At 74.3% G+C, this 15,834-nt stretch carries 12 protein-coding genes; 6 read left to right on the top strand and 6 right to left on the bottom strand.

Annotation, left to right across the window (positions count from 1 at the left end):
* Nucleotides 1–103 precede the first annotated feature (103 nt).
* From WME98_RS50560 to WME98_RS50550, 3 genes are all read left to right on the top strand, one after another.
* The gene (locus WME98_RS50560; protein WP_437948768.1) at nt 104–4,435 is read left to right on the top strand and encodes a protein kinase domain-containing protein; all 4,332 of its coding nucleotides are present in this window, start codon (nt 104–106) and stop codon (nt 4,433–4,435) included.
* Nucleotides 4,436–4,666: 231 nt separating this feature from the next.
* Nucleotides 4,667–6,058 carry a hypothetical protein gene (locus WME98_RS50555; protein ID WP_437948766.1) on the top strand — a complete coding sequence of 464 codons (1,392 nt, stop codon included), beginning with the start codon at nt 4,667–4,669 and terminating at the stop codon, nt 6,056–6,058.
* Between the two features lie 94 nt (nt 6,059–6,152).
* Entirely contained in the window at nt 6,153–7,070 is a 918-nt protein-coding gene (locus WME98_RS50550; protein WP_437948764.1) for a DMT family transporter, read from the top strand.
* Nucleotides 7,071–7,247: 177 nt separating this feature from the next.
* On the opposite strand, the gene WME98_RS50545 is transcribed toward WME98_RS50550, so the two are convergent.
* Nucleotides 7,248–7,982, bottom strand: a complete 735-nt coding sequence (locus WME98_RS50545) for a hypothetical protein (RefSeq protein ID WP_437948762.1) — start codon at nt 7,980–7,982, stop codon at nt 7,248–7,250.
* A gap of 90 nt (nt 7,983–8,072) precedes the next feature.
* Nucleotides 8,073–8,216, bottom strand: coding sequence for a hypothetical protein (locus WME98_RS50540; protein ID WP_437948760.1), 144 nt, complete (start codon nt 8,214–8,216; stop codon nt 8,073–8,075).
* A 190-nt stretch (nt 8,217–8,406) separates the two neighbouring features.
* Between WME98_RS50540 and WME98_RS50535 the strand changes: the two genes are divergently transcribed.
* A complete protein-coding gene (locus WME98_RS50535) occupies nt 8,407–9,786 on the top strand; it encodes a serine/threonine-protein kinase (RefSeq protein WP_437948758.1) in 1,380 nt (459 codons plus the stop codon).
* Between the two features lie 459 nt (nt 9,787–10,245).
* On the top strand, nt 10,246–10,791 hold the full coding sequence (locus tag WME98_RS50530) for a hypothetical protein (protein WP_437948756.1): 546 nt from the start codon (nt 10,246–10,248) through the stop codon (nt 10,789–10,791).
* A gap of 1 nt (nt 10,792) precedes the next feature.
* Here WME98_RS50530 and WME98_RS50525 read toward each other — a convergent pair whose 3' ends face one another.
* The gene (locus tag WME98_RS50525; RefSeq protein WP_437948754.1) at nt 10,793–12,166 is read right to left on the bottom strand and encodes a sigma 54-interacting transcriptional regulator; all 1,374 of its coding nucleotides are present in this window, start codon (nt 12,164–12,166) and stop codon (nt 10,793–10,795) included.
* Between the two features lie 49 nt (nt 12,167–12,215).
* A complete protein-coding gene (locus tag WME98_RS50520; RefSeq protein ID WP_437948752.1) occupies nt 12,216–14,003 on the bottom strand; it encodes a hypothetical protein in 1,788 nt (595 codons plus the stop codon).
* A 657-nt stretch (nt 14,004–14,660) separates the two neighbouring features.
* Between WME98_RS50520 and WME98_RS50515 the strand changes: the two genes are divergently transcribed.
* Entirely contained in the window at nt 14,661–14,999 is a 339-nt protein-coding gene (locus WME98_RS50515) for a hypothetical protein (RefSeq protein ID WP_437948750.1), read from the top strand.
* Between the two features lie 67 nt (nt 15,000–15,066).
* Here the strand turns inward: WME98_RS50515 and WME98_RS50510 are convergent, their stop codons facing one another.
* Together WME98_RS50510 and WME98_RS50505 are read right to left on the bottom strand one after the other, a co-directional pair.
* Nucleotides 15,067–15,354 (bottom strand): hypothetical protein, encoded by a 288-nt coding sequence (locus WME98_RS50510; protein ID WP_437948749.1) that lies wholly within the window; start codon nt 15,352–15,354, stop codon nt 15,067–15,069.
* Nucleotides 15,347–15,832 carry a hypothetical protein gene (locus WME98_RS50505; protein WP_437948747.1) on the bottom strand — a complete coding sequence of 162 codons (486 nt, stop codon included), beginning with the start codon at nt 15,830–15,832 and terminating at the stop codon, nt 15,347–15,349. The genes WME98_RS50510 and WME98_RS50505 overlap by 8 nt, the downstream gene beginning before the upstream one ends.
* Nucleotides 15,833–15,834 lie beyond the last annotated feature (2 nt).

Raw genomic sequence — 15,834 nt, 5'->3', positions numbered from 1 at the left:
TCGCGGCCGCCGCGCCGCGGTCCGACGGGTGAACGCCGGAGGGCACCTTCCGGCGGGTTGCGCGCCGGGCTAGCATCGCTGCCCGAGAGGCCAACCCCCGCGGATGCGCTGCTTTCTCTGCCATCGCCGGATCGGCGCCGCCTCGGGGTGCCCGCTCCACGGCGGCGCCGCGACGGAGCCCGAGGTGGACGCGGCGGAGGCCGCGCCGCAGGTGCCGGGGTTCGATGGGCTCCGCCTCCTCGACGAGGGCGGCTTCGCGCGCGTGTTCGCGGCCTCGCGGCGGGAGGACGGCCTCGCCGTGGCGCTCAAGATCGCGCGCCATCGAGGCGATCCGCGCTTCGCGCGCGAGGCAGCCGCGCTCCGCCGGATCGGGCCGCCCGCGGCGCCGCGGCTGCTGGGGGGAGGCGAGCTCGGAGGCTTTCCGTATCTGATCCTCGAGCTCCTCGCCGGGGAGACGCTGGCGCGCTGGATGGAGGCGCTCCCCGGAGCGGGCGCCGCCGCGCCGGCCGAGGCGGTGCGGCTCGTCGAGGCGATCGGCGCCGCGGTCGACGGGGTGCACGCGGCCGGCGTCGTGCACCGGGATCTGAAGCCGGAGAACGTGATGCTGCGGCAGATGGGCGGCCCGGCGGCGGGGATCGCCCTCCTCGATTTCGGGCTCGCGCGGCTCGGGGAGGCGGACGGCGCGACGGAGAGGGGGCGCGGGCTCACGCGCACCGGGCTCCGGCTCGGCAGCGCGCTGTACATGGCCCCGGAGCAGTGCCTCGACGCGCGCGACGCCGACGGCCGCGCCGACCTGTACGCGCTCGGGGTGGTCGCGTTCGAGCTGCTCACCGGGCGGCCGCCCTTCGTGGGAGAGGCGTCGGCGGTCGTCCACGCGCACGTCTCCCGGCGCCCGCCGCGGCCGTCGGAGCTCGCGCCCATCCCACGAGGCGCCGACGAGGTCGTGCTGCGCGCCCTGGCCAAGGCGCGAGAGGAGCGCTTCGGGTCGGCGCGCGCTTTCGCCGGGGCGCTCCGGGCGGCGCTCGAGGGCGTCATGGTCCCTTGTGCGCCGCAGCGGACCGGCCGGCCGGTCCAGGAACCGATCCAACCGGTCCAGGAACCGATCCAACCGGTCCAGGAACCGATCCAACCGGTCCAGGAACCGATCCAACCGGTCCAGGAACCGATCCAACCGGTCCAGGAACCGATCCAACCGGTCCAGGAACCGATCCAACCGCCCCAGGAAGCGCGCCAGCCGCCCCCGCCCCCCCGCGACCCCGCTCCGGGCGGGCCCGCCCCCCCGCGGCGTCGCCCCGTGGCGCTCCTCGCCGTCCGCACCGGCGCGCCCGTGGACCAGGTCGCCGGCATCGCCGCTCCGTTCGGCGGGCGGCTCGCCCGGGTGCAGGACGGGCTCCACGTCTTCGCCTTTCCAGGGGCAGCCCGCCCGGCCGCCCGCGCCGCCCTCCAGGCGGCCCGGCGGCTCGTGGCCGCGCTCGGCCAGACGGCATCGGCGGCCGTGCACGTCGCCGAGCTCCAGGTGCGCGAGGGCGCCGCCGGCGTGGTGTTCGCGGGGCCGGCCCTCTCGCGGCCCACGAGCTTCTGGCCCACCGGCGCGCCGCGGCCGGTCGCGATCACCCCGGAGGCCGCCGCCCTCCTCCCGGACGCGGCCGCCCCCCTCGACGCAGGCGGCGAAGCCGAAAGCGACGGCGGCGCGAGCGGCGCCGCCCCGCCCGAATCCCCGGCGGCCGAGCTGCCGCTCCGCGGGCGAGACGAGCTCCTCGCCGAGATCGCCGCCCACGCGCGCGCTGCGTGGCGCGACCGCGCGCCGCTCCTGATCACGCTGCTCGGCGAGGTCGGCCACGGTAAGACGCGCCTCTGCGACGCGGTCGCCGCGGCGCTCTCGGCCGAGCCCGGCGCGCGCGCGATCGCCGTCGCCGCGCGGCCGCCCGACGTCGCGGAGCCGGCGGGGCTCGTCCGCGCGCTGCTCCGCGCCGCCCTCGCCCTCGACGACGGCGCGCGCGCGGACGCCATCCGCGCGGCGTGCGTCGCGCGGCTCGGCCCCGAGCTCGGCCCCGCGTCGTGGCCGGCGGTCGCCTTCGCGCTCGACGCCCTGCCCGACACCGAGCCCGCGGTCGCCGCGGCGCTCGCCGCGCCGGGCGCGCTCCGCCAGACGCTGGCCCGGGCCGCCGGCGAGGCGCTCCGGCGCGCCTCCGAGGAGCGCCCGCTCGCGCTGGTCGTCGACGACGCGCAGTGGGGCGACCAGGCCGGCCTCGACGCCATCGAGATCGCGACCCTCTCGGGCTCCCGCGCGCCGCTCGCGATCCTCGTGGCCGCGCACCCCGCGCTCGCCGCGATGCGCCCGCTGCACGGCGAGCGGGCCGCGCGCTCGATCCAGCGGACCCTCCCGCCGCTCGACCCGGCCGCGGCGCGCGCGGCGCTGCTCGACCGGCTGCGTCCGGTCGAGTTCGTGCCGGAGCCGGTCGTCGCGGGCCTGCTCGAGGCGGCGCAGGGGGTCCCGCTCTTCCTGGTCGAGCTCGCGGCCGCGCTCCGGCGGGCCGGCGCCCTCCGGAAGGTCCGCGGCGGCCCGGGGTGGTACCTCGCCGGCGACGAGATCGCGCGCGGCGAGGCGGCGCCGATCATGGACCGCCTCGCGCGCCGCGCGCTCGCCGGCCTGCCGCCCCCGCTCGCCGAGCTCGCGGAGGTGTGCGCCGTGGCGGGCGACGAGCTCGAGGTCGACGAGATCGGGCGCCTCCTCGACGAGGCCGCGCGCGAGCGCGCCGTCGGCGCCTGCGGGGGTCTGGACCCCGGCGTCGGCCTGTCCCGCCTCGTGCGTCGCGGCCTGCTGCGCGTCGCGGACGCCGGCGACGGGCGCCGGCTCGCGTTCGCACACCCGCTCCTGCGCGAGGCGATCGAGGCCGAGGCGCCCCCGCCCTTGCGGCGGCGGCTGCACGGGATCGCGCTCCGCCGCCTGCTCGCGGCGCCCGCGGAGCGAGGCGCCCGCCTCGCGCGGATCGCGCGCCACGCGGCGGCGGCGGGCGCGCACGCCGAGGCGGCCGCGGCGTGCTTCGAGCTCGCGGAGGAGGCGCGGCGGCGGCACCTCTACGTCGACGCGGAGCGGCACTACTCGGCGGCGCTCGCGGCGCTCGAGGCGCTCGCGGCGACCGAGGCGCTCGCAGCGACCGAGGCGCTCGCGGCGCTCGAGGCGCTCGCGGCGCTCTCGGCGACCGAGGCGACCGCCGCGGCCGCCCCGCCGCCGGGGGGCGCGGCGAGCCGGGTCGCCGTGCTCGCGGGCCGGGGCAAGGTCCGCTACCGGATCCAGCGCTTCGACGACGCGGCCGCCGACCTCCGCGCGGCGCGGGCGCTCGCCGAGGCCGAAGGCGACCTCTCCGCCGTCGCGGATCTGCTCCTCGAGGAGGCCACGGTCCTCGACTGGAGCGACGATTACGCGGGCTCGCAGGCGCTCGTCGCCCGGGCGGCGCCGCTCGTGGCGCGGATCGGGGACGCCGCGCAGCGGGCGCGCTGCGAGGTCGCGGTGGGCCGCGGGCACTTCCGCCGCCAGGAGCTCGAGCAGGCCATCGCGCGCCTCGCGCCCGCGGCCCGGGACGCCGGCGCGCTGGGCGACCACGAGGGCTGCGTCATCGCGCTGCTCCTGCTCGCCCCCGCGCTGGTCTACGCGGGCCGGCTCGACGAGGCCGAGGCGCGGTTCCACGAGGTCGTCGCGCGCTGCGAGCGCGTGGGCGACCGCCTGCACCTCGGTATCGCGCTCATGAACCGCCTCACGCTCCGCCTGATGCGCGAGGACCCCGAGGGCGCGCAGGGCGACCTGCGCGCCGCCGTCGCCCTGGCCCGCGAGCTCGGCAACGCGTACCTGGAGCGCGGCCCGGCCCACAACCTGGCCGAGCTGCTCTACTGGAGCGGCGAGCTCGCCGAGGCGCTGCCGCTCGCGGTCCGCGCCTTCGAGCTCCAGCGGCGGTTCTTTCAGGCGACCCCGGTGCCCGACTACGCGCTGCTCGTCGCGCGGATCCACGCCGCCCGCGGCGAGCTCGCCGAGGCCGCGCGCCACCTCGACTGGGCGCTCGGGCAGTGCGATCTCGGCGCCGCGCCGCCGGTCACGCGGGTGCTGTTCCGGCTGTGCGCGCTGCTCGCGCAGGGCGGGGGAGGGGAGGGTGGGGGACGGGAGGCCGGGGGACGGGAGGCCGGGGGACGGGACGCCGGGGAACGGGACGACGAGGCGTGGGAGGCGCTCATCGCCGAGGCGCGGAGCGCGTCGCTGCTCAGCGAGCTCATCGAGATCCTCTGCTTCGCGGCGGCCGACGCGCTGAAGCGGCGCAGGCGCGAGGAGGCCCGCCGGTGGCTCGGCGAGGCGGCGCAGAGCTCCTTTGGCCAGCGCTTCTGGAGAGGCCGGCTCGCCCACCTCGCCGCGCGGCTCGAGCGGCTCGACGGCGACCCCGCGTGAGCGCCGTTCGGGGGCGCCTGGGGCCTCCGGAGTGACAGGCCCCCTCCCGGCTGTCGCCGCGCAGGCGACAGCGAGGCCGCGGCGCAGGCCAGGAGGGCGCGGGATCCGGCCCCGGCGGCGCTGGCGCGACGCGTGCTAATGCGCTCATCGCGGCCCATCGCGCCCATTGCGATGCGTCGCGCGCTGCCGCGCGACGCCGCGCCGTGCTCCCTCCTCGTGAAAGGCGCAACGATGAACCTGAGATCCGCTCGCCTCGCCCTCGCTGCCTCCTCCGCCCTGTGCCTCGCGACGAGCGCCGCGTCGGCGCTCGACACCTCCGCGACCTCCGCGCCCGCCGGCACGATCCTGACCAACCCGGCGCTGCTCAAGACGATGGTGATCGGCAATCACCTCCGGCTCGAGGTCCTGGGCGGCAACCTGCTCACCACCAACGCGGACAACCTTCGTGAGCTCACCCGGAGGCCGCTCGCGAGCGCGTCGTTCGCAGAGGGCTCGCTCCACAAGGCCCTGCTCGATCCGCACGCGCGCGACGTGATGCAGGCCCTCGTGGAGTGCGCGCTCCGGCCGGACCAGGGCCTCTCGTGGACCACGTCGGCGTCCGAGCTCTCGGCCGTCGACGCGGGCGTCACGATCAGCTCCGCCGAGAGCGATCTCTCGTGGGCGATTCCGCTCGGCGAGAAGCCGTCGCTCGCGCCCGTGGTGGTCGGGTGGTCGGGCGACCTCGGGCTCTGCCCGAGCTGGGCTCACGGCGCGCCGTCGACCGAGTGCCAGGAGCTCGTCTCGGCGTGCCTGCTCGCGAGGAACAACGCGCGAGGCGCGCACGTCGACCTCTCGCTCCGCTGGGAGCCGCTCCCCGAGGAGGACCCGCCCGGCGCGCCGTCAGAGGAGACGATCGCTCCGATAGACGAGCGGATGATTCCGAACGCCGAGAACGCGTATCCATTGCAGGAAGGCGCGTTCTTCGGCAACTTGTTCGACCCCGAGGCGCTGAACACGGACGCCGAGGTGAAGCTCGAGAAGACGTTCGGGAAGGGGACGACGCTGGACAAGTCGAAGCTCGTCTACCGCGTCGTGCGGCCGTCTCTCGACGAGGTGGAGGTCGTCTATGAAAATGCGTTCGCCTGCTCTTCTCCCGACCCGCTCTCGTCCTTGATGTGGGTCAACCAGCGCGTGCGGGTGGAGTCGCGCACCTGCGCCATGAGCGGCGACCACAGCCGGGGGTGCGTCGCGCGGAACGCCGGCTCGTGCGCCGGGGAGCCGTATTCGCCCGAGCCGCCCCAGCCCATCTGCGAGATCGGGCATGGGACTTACGCCGCCTGCACCTCCGAAGAGGCCGCGTGGCTGCACCCCATCACGGTGTTCTTGAAGGACCCCTGTGAGCTCTCCGACTGTAGCAACCCGCTGCCGATCAACTTCGACGTGAGGCACGTCTACGACCCCGAAGATCCGTTCTGGTATCGGTGGGAAGGCACGCTGCCCGACGATCCGTTCGGGGATCCGACCTGGGGCGAGCGGATCGATCCGGGCGCGCTCGATCCGGGGGTGCCCGACCCGGGCGCGTTCGGCGGGCTCGGCGCTCCGGAGTTGCTCGGCGGCCAGGGTTCGCTGCCGAGCAACCCGTAGCGTCTGCCCTCCGAGGCGGCGCGGGCATGGCGTCCGTCCTCGCCGGAGGTCCAGCCCTGGTCCCGGCCTGAGCGGCGCCCTAGTCTGCGCGGCGATGGACCCCGCCGCCGCCCGCGATCAGCGCATCGCCCAGATCCTGCTCTTTCTCACGCCCGCCATGTTCACCGCCAACATGGTGCTGGCGCGCGCCACCGCCGACTTCATCCCGCCGGTGGCGCTGGCCGAGCTGCGCTGGTCCGGGGTCGTGCTGCTGCTCTTGCCCTTCTGCGGCGCCGAGCTTCGCCAGCGCCGCGGCGCGCTGGCCCGCGAGTGGCGCGGCCTGCTCGTCCTCGGCCTGCTCGGCATGGGCATCTGCGGCGCCGGCGTCTATCTCGCCGCCGCCACCACCACGGCGACCAACATCGGCCTGCTCTATTCCTTCTCGCCGATCGGCATCATCCTGCTCTCGCGCGCCATGTTCGGCGAGCGCTTGAGCCTGCGCCAGTCGCTCGGCGCGGCGCTGGCGCTCGCCGGCATGCTGGTCATCGTGCTGCGCGGCGATCCGGCGACGCTGCTCCGCTTGAGCTTCACCACGGGCGACCTGCTGATCCTGGTCGCCGCCATGTCCTGGGCGCTCTATGCCGTGCTGCTGAAGCGCTGGCCGAGCGCCCTCGGCGTCACCGCCCGGCTGGCCGCCATCGCCGCGGCCGGGGTGATCGTGATGCTGCCGTTCCTCGCCTGGGAGCTGGTCGTGAAAGGCCCGCCGGCCTTCGATGCCCGCACGGTGGCGGCCGTCCTGACCTTGATCGTCGTGCCGGGCGCCGGCGCCTATGCCACCTACAGCTATGTCACAAAGCACCTCGGCCCGAGCCGCACCGGGCTGATGCTCTATCTCTCGCCCGTCTACACCGCCGTCATGGCCTGGCTGTTCCTCGGCGAGGCCTTCGCGGCCCACCACTGGATCGGCGCCGCCCTGGCCCTGCCGGGGCTGTACCTCGCCACCCACAAGCCGGCGCGGCCCGAGACGCGCTGATCGCCACGAGCGCCGCGCCGCTCTCCGTCGCGCTCTACAGCGAAGGTTGCCTGTTGCGACACCGCCCGACCGAGGCGCTCGCCCGAAGCGGGGCTCGAGGCTCACCGGCGCCCGGGGATCACCTGGAGCAGGTGACGAAGGGCGCGCCCTTCACGCGTCGATCCTGGTGCGGAGAGGTCATCGGCGCCGCGCCTGGTACCGCGCACCTCGCGCGGGCGCGTCGTGTTCTCTCGATCGAGCCATCCGGATGGATACGTGGTCGCCGACGGCCAGGGCCGGACGGCCCCAGTCCAGGCGCTCGTCCGTACGGGCGTCTCGGCCGTAGACCGAAAACCAGAAGAGGTCGGGGCGGCCGTTTCGATGCCCTCCGGACCAGGTGATCAGGGTCATCACATGACCGCGGCGGGGTACCCCGGCGACACACACGCGCCGCGAGTTCAGCGCGACGGCGAGGGCGCGTTCGGCGCGCGCGCCAGGCCTGCGAAGCGCGCGGCGCATCGTGGCGGTGGTGGCTCTGGAGAGGAGGCACCGGGCGCTCTGGGCGACCATCGCGAGCTGTCCGCCGGGGTCGCGGAGCACCGACCCGGCAAAGGCGCCCAGCGCGGCGCGGGCGTGGAGGAGGAGCGTATCGCGATACGACGCAGCGCACGGGACGCGTCTCCAGGGAGGGTCTACCGCGTCCGCCTCGACGATGTCGATCCCGATCTCGTCCCCGATCCTCAGCGTCGGAGAGCGCCATGCGCGATACTCTCGCCGGTTGGAGTCCAGCCCGCTGATGAGCATGTGACCGTCCTCGAGCAGCGCCCGCGGAGAGCCGGCGTCCTGCGAGACCACGATCCCCAGGACGCCCTCCGGGCCGGCGCCGGCGGTGCAGACCTTCGTTCCATTGACCGAGACGCGGAATGCGATCATCGCTCCCCCCGGCGGACGCTTTGTCGACGGTATCTCCGAACGCCCGACGCGGCGTCCTCGCCGCTGCGGAAGATGCCGCGAAGCTGGCGATCAGTAAACGACGAGGAGCTCGCCGCCGGCCGTCGCGTTGTTGCTCTCGATGAGCTCGGAAATCCAGGCGTGCGGGGCGACGATCGCGCCGAGGTGGTAAGCGCCGTCGGGCGCGGAGGCGCTCGATCGCCAGCATGCCGGCAATGCAGCACGCCCATCGCTCCAGAGAGGCTCGTTGGCTGAGCATAGAGCCTCAGGAGGTGCCGGGGCTGTCTCCACGTCAAGGGTCCGTGATCCCGCTATCATGCCGTGGAGACGTGGAGAGCGACGTCGCGCCGTCACGGCGGAGCAGCGGGCTTGCATTTCTCCGCGCGCTCAGGCGATCTCCTCCACCATGGCGGCGACCACGAGGCCTCACGACCCCACCGGCACAGCCGCCGACGAGGCGCCGGGCGCCGCCGACGACCTCGCGCCCGGCACCCTCGCGGGCGAGTTCCTTGTCGAGGAGGCGCGGAGCCACGGCGGCTTCGCGGTGGTCTACCTCGCCACGCAGCTCGGGACCGGCCGCCCCGCCGCGCTCAAGGTCCTCCGGCGTCGCCTCGCTGCAAGTACCCGTATCCTCGAGAGATTTCAGCAGGAGGCCGCGGCCCTCCGGCGCCTCGCCCACCCGTGCATCGTCGAGATCCTCGGCGCCGGGGATCTGCCCGACGGCCGGCCGTACATCGCCATGGAGTGGATCGAGGGCCGCACGCTCCGGCAGGAGCTCCGCGCCCGGGGCGCGTTCTCCCCGGAAGAGGCGCTCGCCGTGCTCGAGGAGGTCGGCGCGGCGCTCTCGGCCGCGCACGCGCTCGGCATCGTCCACCGCGACGTCAAGGCGCAGAACATCATGACGATCCCGCGGGACGGCTGGTTCACGACGCGGCTCGTCGACTTCGGGATCGCCAAGCTCCTCGAGCCCGAGCGGCTCGGCCGCGGGCCGATCTTCACGCAGAGCAGCGTGCTCGGGACGCCGGGCAGCATGGCCCCCGAGCAGATCGCCGGCCGCCCGGTCGACGCGCGGACCGACGTCTACGCGCTCGGCCTCCTGCTCCACGAGCTGCTCACGGGGCGGCCCGCGTTCCAGGCCGACAACCTCGTCGAGCTCGAGGAGCTCCAGCTCTTCGCGCCGCCGCCCCGCGCGGGCGATCTCGTGGCCGTGCCGCCCGCCGTCGACGCCGCGATCGCGCGCTGCCTCGCGAAGTCGCCGGACGCGCGCTACCCGGGCGTGGCCGAGCTGCTCGCGGACCTCCGCGCGGCGTCGCTCGCCGCCAAGGACGAGGCGCCCGTCCGCGCGGCCGCGGCGCTGCACGTCGGGGTGCAGATCGACGGGGAGGGCGAGGTCGACGCGGCCGCGTTCGACGACGCCGAGGCGGTGCTGGAGACGGTCCGTCGCGCGGCGGCCGACGCGGGGCTCGTGACGGTCGTGGACGGGGGCGGGGTGCTGGTCGGGGCGACGACGCTCCCCGGCGATCCGGAGGGCAGCCGCGCCGCCCGTGCCCGGCTGGTCGGCGCGGCGCGCGCGCTCGAGGCGACGCTCGCCTCGCGGCCGCGGCCGAGCCCCGCGGTCAAGGTCGCGCTGGTGCTGCACGCCGCGCCCGCGCGGGTCCAGGGCGCGCCGGGCCGGGAGCGGTTCGCGGGCGGCGCGCTCTTGTGCCTCGACGCGTGGACGGCGGGCGAATCCCGGGGCGGCCTCGTGATCACGCCGGGGGCGGGAGAGGGGCTCGACGAGCGGTAACGCGGCGTCGACGTCGACGCGGCACCCTTCGATGGAGGCGGGGCGCGGGGCCCACGGATGGGGCGGGTCCCACGGAGCGCGCCGGTTCGTCGTCGCCGATTCGTCCTTAGGCGACGCGGCGCTCGCCCCCGGCGCTCGCGATACGCTGCCGGGGCTGTCGCCTCCGCGTCGCAGCCGGCGCCCGGTCCTGTCGCCCGAGAGGCCACACGGGGCCGGTCTCGCCCGGCGCGCTCGCCCCGGCACGGCTCGATTCCGCGGGATTGACCCGCCTGCCGAAGCTGGCATGTGCCGTGCTGATGTTCATGACGCAAGGCCGGCGAGGTCGACGAGGCCGTGAATCCGGCGCGAGCGCGCCGCCTTGAATCGGTCCCTGGCTGTGGGCGCCTGGGATCGCGCCTGCGCGCGTCCTCGCGCGCTCTTCGCCTCAACCGATCTCGCCTCACGAAGGAGATTGCCATCATGATCCATCGAATGCTGACGAACGTCGCCGTCCTCCTCTCCTCCTGCGCCGCCTTCGCCCTGCTGGGCGCGGCGGGGTGCTACGCGCCCGCCGTCGAGGAGCCCGCGGGGCCGGCAGAGGGCGAGCCGGAGTCCGGCGATCTCTCGGAGGACGTAGGTGTGGCGCAAGAGGAGCTCACCGCGTGCAATGTTGTGCAGACCCACGGTGATAGCGCCTTCGAGAAACACTTCCCGTGGGTGATGGGCTGCGCTTGCCACGAGGGGTTCATCAAGGATCGCTACACCGTGTCGCATATCGGGAACGGGGACTGCTATGCCACCGGCTGGGCGTCCACCGATCCTCATGACTGCAGCGTCCTGGTGACCATCAAGAACTCCGCCGGCTTCCTCCGCGGCGAATGCCGCGCTCACATCGAAGAGAAGCTCGACCCGGAGGCGAGCTGCGTCCGCCGCTGCGACGAGCAAGCGCCGGCCGGCTGCTATTGCGATTCGCAGTGCGAGCGCTTCGGCGACTGCTGCCCGAACTACGCTTCCACCTGCCGCTGACCTACCCCTGCGGATCGCGCTCCGGCCCGAGCCCGTGCCGGTGGAGCAGGCGGTACAGATACCGCCGATCCAGCCCCGCCGCCGCCGCCGCCCGCGACACCTTCCCGTCGTGCGCCCGGAGGAGCGCCTCGAAATACCGGCGCTCGAACTCCGCCAGCACCCGATCGCGCGCCTCGGCGTACGGCAGGCTCACGTCGACCGCCGCGGGCGCGCTCGGCGGCGCGTGGTCGCCCATGGGCGGGGGCGCGCGGAACACCAGGTACTGCTCCACGTAATTCCTGAGCTCCCGCACGTTGCCCGGCCACGCGGCGCGCTGCATCCGGGCGATCACCTTCGGATCGCGCAGCGCCTCGGCCTCCTCGGGCGTCGCGTGCAGCGAGGCGAGGAGATCCTCGATCAGCGCGGGGATGTCCTCGGGGCGCTGCCGCAAGGGCGGCATCGATATCCGCACGACCGCGATCCGGAAATAGAGATCCGCCCGGAAGCGCCCCGCGTTCACCTCGGCGCGCAGGTCCCGGTGCGTGGCGGCGATGACGCGCACGTCGACCGGCCGCGGCGTGTTGGTCCCGACGCGGCGGATCTCGCGCGCCTCGAGCGCCCGCAGGAGCTTCGGCTGCAGATCGAGCGGCAGCTCGCCGATCTCGTCGAGGAAGATCGTCCCGCCCGACGCCTCCTCGAAGGCGCCCACGCGCTGCTCCGCCGCGCCCGTGAACGCCCCCCGCGCGTGCCCGAAGAGCTCGCTCTCGATCAGGTTGCCGTGGATCGCGCCGCAGTCGACGACCACGAACGGCCTCTCCCGCCGCGCGCTCCGCTCGTGGACCGAGCGCGCCGCCTGGCTCTTGCCGGTGCCGGTCTCGCCCTCGAGCAGCACGGTGACGTCGCGCTCGGCGGCGCGCGACAGGAGCGCGAACACCGCCCGCATCGCCGCCGACGCGCCCGAGAGCGCGCCGAACCGCGCCTCCTCCCAGAGCGGCAGGCGGTTGTGCTCCGTCCCGAACTCGAAGCGCGCGACCGTCTTGCCGAGCCGGATGAGGCTGCCGGTGCGCAGCAGGGCCTCGATGACGTGCACGCCGTCGACGACGGTGCCGTTGTGGCTGCGCAGGTCGCGGACGCGCGCGCCGGCGTCGTCGATGCGGATCTCGCAGTGGAACCGGGAGACGGTGGCGTCGGCGACCACGAGGTCGTTGCCCTCGCTCGACCCGATCGAGCACCGATCCGCGGACGAGTCCCAGACCGCGCCCTTGGCCGGACCCTCCACGAGCTCGACGCGGAACCGGCGGACCATGCCCGCGCTGTCGGCCGGCCGCGCGCCCGGGTGGGTCAGCGTGTCGCCGCCGCCGCCGCGGGCCGCTCTCTTCGGGGCGTCGCTCGCCATGGGCGCCACGATACCACGGCGGCGCCGCGCCCCGCCGCGCGCGCCCCGCTCAGAAGAACTCGAGCGGCCCCGGCGACCACGGCAGCTCCACCGCCTCGCCGATCGTGGGCAGCGCGACGCGGCGGAGCCCCCCGTCGCGCCACGCGAGGAGCACGAGCCCTGGATCCTCGAGCGGCGCGCCCAGATCGACCTCGATCCGCGAGGGCCTCCCGCCCTCGACCTCCGCGACCCGGATCGTGGCGCCGCACTGGCGGACCTCGTAGCCGAGCGGGATCGGCGCCGACGGCGCGCGGTAGAGGGTCTCGAACGCCCCGAGCAGCATGGTGCGGCCGAGGGGAGCGAGGGTGAACGAGGACGGGCCGGTGCGCGTGAGGCGGTGCGGCGCCTTGGCCGTCGAGAGCATCGACCAGCACGAGAAGGCCTCGGGCGACTCCAGGGCGAGGACCGCCTGAGGATAGATGGACGCCAGCGGATCCGAGGAGGCGGCGAGGAAGACCCGCTTGCGGGCCGGCGCGCCGATCTCGGCGGTGCGGGCGACCTGCTCGAGCTTCCGCGCGGCGTCCGTGTTCGACAGGGTGGCGACGAGGAACATCGGCGGCGCGAGCGCGACGTGCACGACGCCGAAGAAGCCCGCGCCGGCGCGGCGGGCCCACGGCGCGCGCCCGGGCGACGAGGCCGGGCGGAGCCCGCGCAGGATGAGGACGGCGAGGAGCGGCGCGATCCCGAGGTTCGGCAGCATCAGGACGCGCGACCCCGGGAAGCCGCCGACGGTCGTGAGGAGCGTGAGGAGCGCCCCGGGGACGAGCCAGCGCAGGGCGGCGCGCTCGCGCTCGGGGATGGCGGGCAGGCAAGCGCGGTAGAGCAGCGCGAGGCCGGCGGTCGCCGCGAGGCCGGCGGCGATGAAGGGGCCCACGGGGAGCGCGCCGGAGAGCTCGGAGGGCACGGTCAGGAGGGCGTTGCTGAGCAGGATGGGCAGGCGCTCCGCCGCTCTCGCGGCGAACTGGAGCGGGCTGGAGAGCGGGTCGACGTAACCGCCGGTGTGCGCGGCGCCGCCGCCCACCGCCTTGTAGGCGGCGAAGTACACGAGGAGGCCGAGCACCGGGAGCGCCGCGGTCGCCCGGGCGCGGACGCCGGCCGCGCGGCCCGGCGGCACGGGGCCGGCGAGCTGGTAGGCGACCCAGTACGCCGCCCCGCCGAGGGCCGCCTCGCCGCCGAGGAGCCCGATCCCGAGCCCGAGCGGACCCAGGTACCGCCCGGGCCGCCAGCCCTCGTCGCGGTAGCGGAGATAGGCCAGGAGCCCGAGCACCACCGGGAGCGCCGTGATCAGGAAGTGCTGGCAGGAGATCCAGCCGGCCGGCTGCATGTGGCTCGCGCTCGCCGCGAAGATCAGCAGCGCGAGCGCCGCGGTCGCGCGGGGGAGCACCCGCAGAAAGAGCCTGCCGGCGGCCGCGACCACCGCGATGTACAGCGCGATGGAGACGAGGTGGTACCCGAGCGGGGCGTGGCCGAAGACGGCGCGCTCGAGGGTGATCAGCGCGCTCGTCAGGGGGCGGACGAGGTGGAGCCGGAGCTCGGGATCGGTCCACCACGGCATCGCGGTGAGGGCGATGATCGCCTGCGTCTTCTGCGGGTCGCCGCTGATGAAGTTGTAGAGATCGTACCAGGGAGGCGAGCCGGGGACCAGCTCCGCGAGGTAGCACAGCAGGAGGTAGTCATCGCTGTAGAAGCCGACGATCACCGTGAACGCCGCCAGGGCGAGCGCGAGGAGCAAGACGGCGCTGAAGAAGCGAGGGTGGCAGAGCCACCGCTCGAGGCGCTGGGGAGGGTCCGGGCTCATTCGAGCCGGGAAGGTAGGGTATGCGCAGGGCGTCGTGTAGATGCGCGCCGCGCGTCCCGCACGACGCCGCCGGATCCCTGACCCGAACCGCCGCGGGCCGGAGCTGGAGGTGCAATGTGAAGAACCCCACCAACGTGAGGCGGCGAGGTCTCCCGGAGGGAGCCGCGCTGAGAAGCCTGCGCGAGACGTACAGGAGCGCAGCGCGATGGAAGGACACCGTCCTTCCGTTCTGCGCACAGGACGGTCATTTCGTGGGGCGCGGGAGCCTCCGCGCCGAGCTCGCGCGGCGCGCGCCCGCTCGCGTGACCGCCCATGTTCCTGCTCGACTCGGACAGAGCGCGGCAATGCTTATTTTGTTGAGCCACATCCTGTCTCGGCTCCTGTCCGACTCCTCTGTTCGAAAGCTCACGGGACGGGCGCTCTCCGCGCTGTCCGCGCGCCGAGCGGCGACCGAGACGCACGACGCTATGTGTCGAGCGATGCTCCGGAGCTCTCGAGTCCGCTGCGCGTGCGTCGTGGCTTGACGGCGCCGGAGAGGAGAAAGTCAATAGTGTGAAATTTGTTGATTCTCACTGTTTTGAGGGTAGCTTTACCGCCGTATCAAGTCGACACTTCGGCGCGACGATGCGCGCGGCGTGTCGACGAGGGGGTTGAACCATGAACAAGAAGATCGGTTATGGTGCGTCGCTTCTCCTCATCGCCGGCGCCTGCGGGCTCTTCTTCGGCCCGTCGTACGCCGAAGCCAGCGGCTCGACCACGGCTCATACCGGCGGCGAGGGCGGCAAGGGCGGCAAGGGCGGCGAGGGCGGCGAGGGCCAGGAGAACGAGTGCGACGAGATCTGTGCATGCGTGGACGCTGCCCTCGCCATCCTCAATGATCCCGAGATTCAGGCCGGCGGCGGTAACGTCCAGAACCCGCAGGACGTCGTGAGAGCCGTCCGGCTTCAGCTCGAGGATTGCCAAAAGCTGTGCGATGCAAAGGAAGGATGTCCTTAGTCGCCGAGCCTGACTCGTTTGGGCCTGGCTAGGCTCCCGCCCTGCGGTTCGCCTGCTTCACGCGGCGTCATGGCAGGGTCAACGTCGTCCTGTAGACGATCGTCGGCCCGCCCTGCGCCCGGAACCAGTCGAGGTCTTCTCCGTCCATGGGAGACGTGTAGTTGTGCACGGTCATCTCGTGCTCGCCGGCGCCGAGCGCCGACGCGAAGCACGTGTCGCCGCGCGACGGCAGGTCGAGCACCAACGACACCGACAGCGCGTCCGGGTCGACCTTCCAGAGCGAGCACCGCTTTCGCTCGAACGAGTACTCGACCAGGTATTTCTGCGCCTGATCCGCGGGCGAGAGCTCATCCATGTCGAGATCGTGAGGGCTCGCTGAACCGCCCGGGCCCCTCGTACACGGCGAGCATCGTCCCCTGTGGCTCGAACCGCGTAGGATCCTCCCCGAGCACCGCGAAGTAGAGGTAGAGCGCGCCCCCGTAGGAGAGCAGCCGCGGCACGCGCACGTCGGTCCCGAGCGCGACGCGGGTCTCCAGCGTCCAGCGCTCCTGGTCGGCCGAGCTCACCACGTAAAGCTCGGCCTCCTCGCTGGCGAAATGGCTCGGGGCCGTCCGGAACGCGAGGAAATAGCGGCCTTCGTGGACGACGATATCGAGGTTGTTGTGGGCCGGCTGCGCCTCGACGCCCTGGATCGGTGCGCTGAACGGCACGACCTGGATCGGCGCGCCGACGACCGGCCCGAGCGGCGCGAGCGCATCCTCGGCGCCGCAGCCGGCCAGCAAGGTGAGGACCGCGGCCGGCGGGATCGGGACGAAAGGCGGACTCGAACGCATGG

Origin of the sequence: Sorangium sp. So ce296 (assembly GCF_051529605.1) — a bacterium.
Taxonomy (GTDB): domain Bacteria; phylum Myxococcota_A; class Polyangia; order Polyangiales; family Polyangiaceae; genus Sorangium; species Sorangium cellulosum_D.
The sequence above is the reverse complement of the archived record's forward strand: the minus strand, read 5'-3'. Positions and strand labels throughout refer to the sequence as shown.

Bases quoted from the DNA above. Each gene is read 5' to 3' on its own strand.
- WME98_RS50560 (WP_437948768.1), top strand. From the start codon at position 104: ATGCGCTGCTTTCTCTGCCATCGCCGGATCGGCGCCGCCTCGGGGTGC.
- WME98_RS50555 (WP_437948766.1), top strand. From the start codon at position 4,667: ATGAACCTGAGATCCGCTCGCCTCGCCCTCGCTGCCTCCTCCGCCCTG.
- WME98_RS50550 (WP_437948764.1), top strand. From the start codon at position 6,153: ATGGACCCCGCCGCCGCCCGCGATCAGCGCATCGCCCAGATCCTGCTC.
- WME98_RS50545 (WP_437948762.1), bottom strand. From the start codon at position 7,982: ATGATCGCATTCCGCGTCTCGGTCAATGGAACGAAGGTCTGCACCGCC.
- WME98_RS50535 (WP_437948758.1), top strand. From the start codon at position 8,407: ATGGCGGCGACCACGAGGCCTCACGACCCCACCGGCACAGCCGCCGAC.
- WME98_RS50530 (WP_437948756.1), top strand. From the start codon at position 10,246: ATGATCCATCGAATGCTGACGAACGTCGCCGTCCTCCTCTCCTCCTGC.
- WME98_RS50525 (WP_437948754.1), bottom strand. From the start codon at position 12,166: ATGGCGAGCGACGCCCCGAAGAGAGCGGCCCGCGGCGGCGGCGGCGAC.
- WME98_RS50520 (WP_437948752.1), bottom strand. From the start codon at position 14,003: ATGAGCCCGGACCCTCCCCAGCGCCTCGAGCGGTGGCTCTGCCACCCT.
- WME98_RS50515 (WP_437948750.1), top strand. From the start codon at position 14,661: ATGAACAAGAAGATCGGTTATGGTGCGTCGCTTCTCCTCATCGCCGGC.
- WME98_RS50510 (WP_437948749.1), bottom strand. From the start codon at position 15,354: ATGGATGAGCTCTCGCCCGCGGATCAGGCGCAGAAATACCTGGTCGAG.
- WME98_RS50505 (WP_437948747.1), bottom strand. From the start codon at position 15,832: ATGCGTTCGAGTCCGCCTTTCGTCCCGATCCCGCCGGCCGCGGTCCTC.